The following is a 7076-nucleotide window of genomic DNA, read 5'->3' as shown; positions in this document are numbered from 1 at the left end:
ATAATTCATAAGAAATTGTTGACGGTGATCGGTTCAGCCGAACGCCCATTTGGATATTGGACAGCCCTAGTTCACAAAAGGTTTCGATTTTAATTCGTTCGGAATAGGTTATACTAGACAAAAGATCAGCTCCTAAAAGATGGGTTTGTGGTAAACACCATTTTAAAGGAAGCTGATCTTTTTTGTCCGAACAGCGTTCGGATTAATTTTACAATCTACCTTTTTTTAGTGAAAAAATATTTAGGAGAATTACTATGAAATTAGACAATTCAATACAGCAAATGATAACAAAAGATTTAGTACAAAAAATGATTACTTCTATGGGTGGACAATCGAAAAGTAGTATTTCAAACATTGATTCAAAAACATTAACTGTTTTGGAACAACTTTATCGTGAGTTAAATTTTAGACCGTGCTCTTGGGCTACTTCTTTAGCCCATGGAAATAGGAAAAATGATTTAATTGATGAATTAATAAGGTTGTTAAGTTATCAATCAGTGATGAGCCTTTGTAATTAAATAAAAAATAGGCCAGCAGATTACACTAAGTAGCTTGCTGGTTTTCATTACGTTAAAATCGGTTTTAAGACGTTTTATTATGCTTGGGTATATAATAAGCAATGCACCTTAAAATCGCTTAGAAGACGTTTTAAAGGGTCTATACGGCGTGATGTGTTGTGCTGTGTGATTGCTTGGTGTTGAACGTATAGATTAGATACTATTTGGTCGTGAAATATTTATCCCGCTACTTTTATTCTAATAATGTTGATACAATCTACCGAATATTACAATTCATTACAAAAACGGCCTTATATTACAAGCACCCCCTAAAAACGTAATGTTCTGATTATTGCACTGCAAACACTCACTAGTTATACTAGTCACTGTTGATTGGTTGAGACATCAACTGCTCGACCAATAGAAAATATATGTAAATAATCGAACACACGCAAATTATAGGAGGGTGTATTAATTATTATGAAAATCAAAAACCTTGTATTATCATCAACTGCTGCATTAGCTTTATTCGCTATCTCAACAACGGTTGCCAACGCTGATACTTATACTGTTAAGGCCGGCGATACTGTTTCAGCAATTGCCCAAGCTCACAACACTTCAGTTTCAGCCATTGAAAAGGCAAACAAGTTAGCTAATGTTAACTTAATCTTCATTGGTGATAAGCTTGAAGTCAATGGTACTACTACAACAACCACGACTTCTGCTGCTACAAGTGCTACACCACAATCAGCAACTAGCCAAGCTACTAGTTCTGCTGCTACTTCTTCAGCTGCTAGCCAAGCTACTTCAAGTGTTGCAACGAGTGCTGCTTCTTCAGCAAGCTCAACGCAATCAGCTGCTAGCCAAGCTTCAAGTTCTGCTGCAACCACTAGTCAAGCTTCATCAAGTGCTACTAGCTCAGCTGCATCATCAACAGCTTCAACAACCTCAACGACTTCAACACAGACGACTCAACAAACGACCACGACACAATCATCAGCTCAGACTAGTCAAACTCAAGCTCAACCGAGCCAAGCTAGCCAGACCCAATCAAGTCAAACACAAACTAGCAAACCTGCTGCTCAGACGACGACTCAAACGTCTAGTTCAACATCAAACTATAGCAACAATGGTTCTGATAGTGCTGCTAAGGCTTGGATTGCTGGTAAAGAATCTGGTGGTTCATATTCTGCTCGTAACGGTCAATACTTCGGTAAGTACCAATTAAGTGCTTCATACTTAAACGGTGACTACTCCGCTGCCAACCAAGAACGTGTTGCTAACAGATATGTTGCTTCACGTTATGGTTCATGGAGCAACGCCAAGAGTTACTGGCTTGCTAATGGCTGGTACTAAAAAGCCACTTTAAATTAATAAATAAATGCAAAGATTGCGGATCATTTCTGATTCGCAATCTTTTTTTCTACTATTAAGTCCGTGCTGAAGCACGTGTGTCCCCCCACCAATACCCATTACAAAGTTACTCAGTTGCTAAGTGACTTTATAATGGGCCTTAGAGCATGCTGACAACCCGTTATTTAGATATGCGATATGCTTATTCTAGCAACCGCTTTAAGACGGACACGATCCAGACCTGCTATTTGTCTCCCCCAATCGACGACCCACTCTCCCAACCAAAATACCACATGTTTTTATTTAACAATTCACCAACCTTAACGGAGAAAATCCAACTAATTTCCTGACTAAGTACAGTCCCGAACCCCCGACAGTTTGACGACTAGTCCACAACGACAACCACATACCATTCAGCTATGGCGTAATACTAACCCAGTAACGTTTTAGTAGCGATCGTCATGGGCTACTTTTGGCATAAACCTACTATAGTAATACTTAATTAATCGACGCCTTCGTTAACCGACCACAATTGACTACACGATGCGCAACTTCTATCAATTATCTGCTTTACCGAAAAATAATTAGTCAGTACCACGTCTCCACGCAATAAAATGACTAGTTAAGTGTCACTGTAATCAGACCTCCCGACAAATTAACCCGTCAAAATTCACTAGTTAAGTGCTTAAAATTATCGATAATCATCGTTGACTTTTCATAAATCGACCAAAAGTGATCACTTTTATCGGATAAAGCGGCTAATTTTCATCATTAGTTTCCCCAATTAATCATTGTCGTTATTGATTTTCCAGCTAGTTAATCGGGATTGGTAGCGCTATTTTACAATCTACCATTTACACAAGATATTTTACGCTCTCTATTTTTTTTGTGCTATTATTAATTTATTCTTATATTAATTCAATATAATATAAAATACTATTTGGAGATGTACATATGACAAAAAATTGCGCTATATGCGGAAACAAAATTAAACTTCTAGACCAAAATTTAAAGTTCAAAGACGGATTTGCCGATGAAAAATGTTTCAAAAAGGCAGGGTTAAAAACCAGCATGTCTGATATAACATGGGCTTCTGAACACAATATTGCTGATTTATCAAAACTAATTAATAATGGTGAAACTATCAATACTAAAGAATTAGCAAAAGAAAAAAAGCAAGACGCAAAGGCGGATAAGCAAGATAAAATTGATAAAATTTGGGAACAATTTAAAAAAGTAGGAGTATCAGATACATTTGGAACAAAAAAAGAAATCAGAACATTACCTGATATTTTATCTGATGATGAAACCATAAAATATGCCACCAGTGGATTTCTTGAAGCAAACACTGTTCTAATGGTTTGCACAAATATTAGAATACTGTTCTTAGACAAAGGGCTCGTTTATGGTGTTAAATCTACTGAAATTCCATTAGACATGGTTAATAGTGTGAACTATTCTAAAAAAATAGTGTTTGGAAATATATCAATTGTCAACGGAGCAAAAACAACACTTATAGAACAAGTTAATAAAGATACTGCACCAAAAATGGTTGATGCAATAAAACAAGCAAGACTTGATTACACAAATAGTTCAAACCAGAGAAAAATCGTTAAGGAAGAACAGAGTTTAGCAAATAAACTTCGTGATTTAAAATCGTTACTCGATGAAGGAATAATAACGGAAGAAGAATTTAGCAAAAAGAAAAAACAACTTTTGAATATATGATCAAAGCTAGTTATCATAATGGTAATTAATGAATTTGAAAACTTACTTGAACCGGAAAAAGCAAATATAGCAATGTAGCAAATAATTTGCACCACGATGTAAAATTTAATATATTAAATAGCTGACAGTCCTTGGTGCCATAAGGTTAGTTAACATAATCCCCAGTATTCAAAGTAAACCCCTAACCATTACGGCTAAGGGCTTTTTATTTGGAAAGTTTGTGAAATGAAATTGGTATAGTTTATGTAACACTCTGAAACCTTAATTTAACAGCATTCTGATTTTAGAAAACTTAGTGAAATTTCCTCAATTAGTTGACTTTAATGGGTTACACCTGCTGGGATTGAGTGAGGTTGAGGTAGAATTGAAGATAGTTTTCCCGTCGGATTAGACAAAGAAAACTTTCAATTACTGGGCATATCGTTCAGCATCGGCCAGCTCTCGCATTCTCAAGTTGCTACAATAGTAGCCATGTGAACAGCTTTTTAACTGGATGGGTTTCAACCACAACCACCCTCAGAGTTTCCTCATCTTCACATGTCCCATATTAAGGTTTATCCTTCACCATCCTCAATCGCCTATTAATAGAAAATATTAGCAACCATAGCCAACAGAGTCTACTTAGTACAATTGAATAGGTATGAACCGCCCCCGGCATTTTCAGCATGCTACATTAAGTATTTTAGCTTTGAACTCAATAACCTTAATTAATGAGTTCCCCCGGCTTGATTTTTTTACCGATTTCACCGGATTAGGGATAATATTAAGAGAATGTTTAATATCAGCCCGGAATTTCTTTTGTAGGGATTCCACCCCGACTAACAGCTAACGGGGTTTAGCTCCCCGTGCTAGGTGCCTCTCTGTGGCCTTTTAAAACAGTCCTAACCATTGACAGATCAACGTTTTTAAGGTATCATAATACTTGTAAACTGATACTATTTGATTAGTTGATTACCTATCAAACAATCAACTAATCTATGCCTAACATCTTTATTTAGTTTTCTGCTCTGGTTATCTACCAAATAATCAGAGCTTTTTTAATACTCTTAAACAAGTTCATTAAACCATATAATAGTAGCACTTGTAAATGGTTATTTATAAATTTCCCGAAATTTTATAGTTTTCACTATTTCCCGAATTCCTTATTTCATGAATTCACTATTTCAGGAAATAATTATTTCACTATTTCATAGATTTTTATAAAAAGTAGTATTATACTCTGTTTAACAATGATTCAGAGGAGTGACAACATGACAAAGACTATTGTAACCGGGAACTTTAAAGGCGGAGTAGGGAAAACCACAAACGCCGTTATGATTGCCTATACCTTAGCTAAGCAGGGAAAAAAGACTTTATTAGTTGACTTAGATCCACAGGCAAATGCTACTGATTTACTCTTCTTAACTATGAAAAATGTATTAGGTGTTAAACCTACATTTCAATCAACATTAGAAGTAGCGCTTGAAAGCGGGGACTTAAAACCCGCTTTAGTTGATGTAATGGATAATTTACAAATGCTTCCTTCATATGAAGACTTACAAGACTATGAAAAGTATTTATTCTCTACTTTTGATGATGATTACAGTCAGGATTCTTATTTCAGTAAGTTATTAGCTAAGATTAAGGATAACTACGACTATGTGATTTTAGATGTGCCACCACAATTAAATAAGTATACAGACTCAGCTTTAGTAGCTTGTGATTATGTTATTATCGTCCTTCAAACACAACAGCGGTCTTTAAGTGGTGCTAAGACGTATACAGAACACCTCTTACAGATTAGGGAAGACTACAAACTTAACCTTGAACTATTAGGGGTTTTACCAGTGCTTCTACAGAATGGTAATGAGCTAGACCTTGATATACTATCAGACGCTTTAGACTTCTTTGGTAAGCCTAATATGTTTGAGATTCAAATTAAACAGATGGCACGCTTGAAGCGCTTTGATCGAACGGGCATTACTAATAGCCACAGAGTAATTCATGATAGACGTGTACACGCTATTTATGCTGAGGTTGTAAAAGAGATTGAAACACGTATTAAAGTATTTGAGGATGCTAAGGAGTGATTAAATGACTGAACCAAAGCCGGGACTAGGATTGACTTCAACTCTACTAGGTAGAGCTACTAAAACTAAAGCACCTGTTAAAGTTGAACCTGAGCAATCTAAAAAACATGTTAGAACATTACCTGATAACCAGATTTTAATTCAGCCAAGTAGAAAGCTATTAAGGTCTGATCTACCTAAAACAATTACCATTAAAAAGGATACTCATATGGCAATTAAACAGATTGCTTCTGTGGAAGATAAGAAGATATATGATGTTGTTGATGAGATTGTAGAAACCTACATCAAGAATATGTCTGATAGCTCTAAGAAAGTTATCTTAAATGCTGTACGTGAAGTTCAAAAGAATATGACTGATATGTAGGAATCTAATAGCTCTCTTTTTTTATAGTATTAATTTCATTATTTCCCGAAATAATTATTTCAGCATTTCACGAATTACTTATTTCACTATTTCAGTAAAGTACTAAGAAAGTTCTTAAATTGTCCGTATAATAGGATTATTATGTGGTCACAAAGAATAATAAGATTAACTAAGTATACTTTTTTAAAATCAATTAGGTGTCTCATAAGTGATGATATGGGACACTATTTTTATGCCATTTTAATTTAAACTTCATATAACCATATATACAGGCCGTCTAAGCGACTTTAATATGGTCTGGCATAATTATACCTAAATTCAATTAAAAGCTCTGTAATGTCCCTTAAATAGGCTGTTTTTATGAAAGCAAACAAAAAAAGCCCCAATCCAATTATTAAGGACTGAGACTAAAATCAGCGAGGTTGTTAATGAATACAATTTAAAGGGTATTTGTTTAGGTAACATTAACAACATTTTGAAATTAAACCTAATTCAAGCTGAAGATATTAAAAAATAAGTATTGGGTATTCCCCACGCATGTGGGGGTGATCCTACGAAAGAAGGCAAACTATTATGGCAACACCACCAATTAATAAAAGGCCAAATCCAGGAGACAAAAAGCCGGGAAACTTTTCACAATTATTAAAAGATCTTTTGTTAATCATTGTAGTTGTTGCGATCGTTTTTTTCACTATTATCTGGTTTCTGTGGGACTTTCCCCAATCTGCCGCACTATTATTTTTCGGATCAATAGCCGCAGGATTAACAAGGAGGTAAAATAATGAACATTTTTAAACAAGCAAAGGTAGAACGTCAAATAGAATGCAAGGAGCCTGATCTGGATAAGATTAAATTAGAGTACCAAAACAAAGTAGCTAAGTTTGATGATCCTACTTTGGGCGATCCCGTTATTATTGACGCATATTTCACTTATATGTGGCATGGAAAGCCAAAGCTGGACTGTATCGGATCTTATAGCCTAGCCTTGCCAAGTAAGTATAACTATGCTGAATTGATTATCAACACTAAAGATAGAATCTTGCTAGTTGATAATATGCATGATAG

The 7076-nt window shown here is 35.2% G+C and carries 8 protein-coding genes; 7 read left to right on the top strand and 1 reads right to left on the bottom strand.

Annotated elements, in window-relative coordinates; all coding sequences use genetic code 11:
• Positions 1-121: helix-turn-helix domain-containing protein (locus WDC_RS09565; protein ID WP_143049589.1), on the bottom strand; the 121-nt coding region annotated here is incomplete at its 3' end.
• Between the two features lie 133 nt (positions 122-254).
• Between WDC_RS09565 and WDC_RS08625 the strand changes: the two genes are divergently transcribed.
• The 7 genes from WDC_RS08625 to WDC_RS08595 all read left to right on the top strand — a co-directional run.
• Positions 255-518 (top strand): hypothetical protein, encoded by a 264-nt coding sequence (locus WDC_RS08625; RefSeq protein ID WP_044011457.1) that lies wholly within the window; start codon positions 255-257, stop codon positions 516-518.
• A gap of 459 nt (positions 519-977) precedes the next feature.
• Complete coding sequence (gene apf, locus WDC_RS08620; protein ID WP_044011456.1) at positions 978-1853, top strand: aggregation-promoting factor; 876 nt, start codon at positions 978-980, stop codon at positions 1851-1853.
• A gap of 951 nt (positions 1854-2804) precedes the next feature.
• Positions 2805-3578 (top strand): PH domain-containing protein, encoded by a 774-nt coding sequence (locus WDC_RS08615; protein WP_225349644.1) that lies wholly within the window; start codon positions 2805-2807, stop codon positions 3576-3578.
• A gap of 1250 nt (positions 3579-4828) precedes the next feature.
• Entirely contained in the window at positions 4829-5647 is an 819-nt protein-coding gene (locus WDC_RS08610) for an AAA family ATPase (protein ID WP_044011455.1), read from the top strand.
• Positions 5648-5651: 4 nt separating this feature from the next.
• Positions 5652-6011, top strand: coding sequence for a hypothetical protein (locus tag WDC_RS08605; RefSeq protein WP_010622475.1), 360 nt, complete (start codon positions 5652-5654; stop codon positions 6009-6011).
• Between the two features lie 573 nt (positions 6012-6584).
• On the top strand, positions 6585-6788 hold the full coding sequence (locus WDC_RS08600; protein ID WP_044011454.1) for a hypothetical protein: 204 nt from the start codon (positions 6585-6587) through the stop codon (positions 6786-6788).
• A gap of 4 nt (positions 6789-6792) precedes the next feature.
• Positions 6793-7076 (top strand): hypothetical protein (locus tag WDC_RS08595; RefSeq protein WP_044011453.1); only part of this gene is annotated, 284 nt, incomplete at its 3' end.

The organism is Paucilactobacillus wasatchensis, from assembly GCF_000876205.1.
GTDB lineage: Bacteria > Bacillota > Bacilli > Lactobacillales > Lactobacillaceae > Paucilactobacillus > Paucilactobacillus wasatchensis.
Note: the sequence above shows the minus strand (reverse complement) of the source record. Positions and strands in the feature narration are given on the sequence as shown.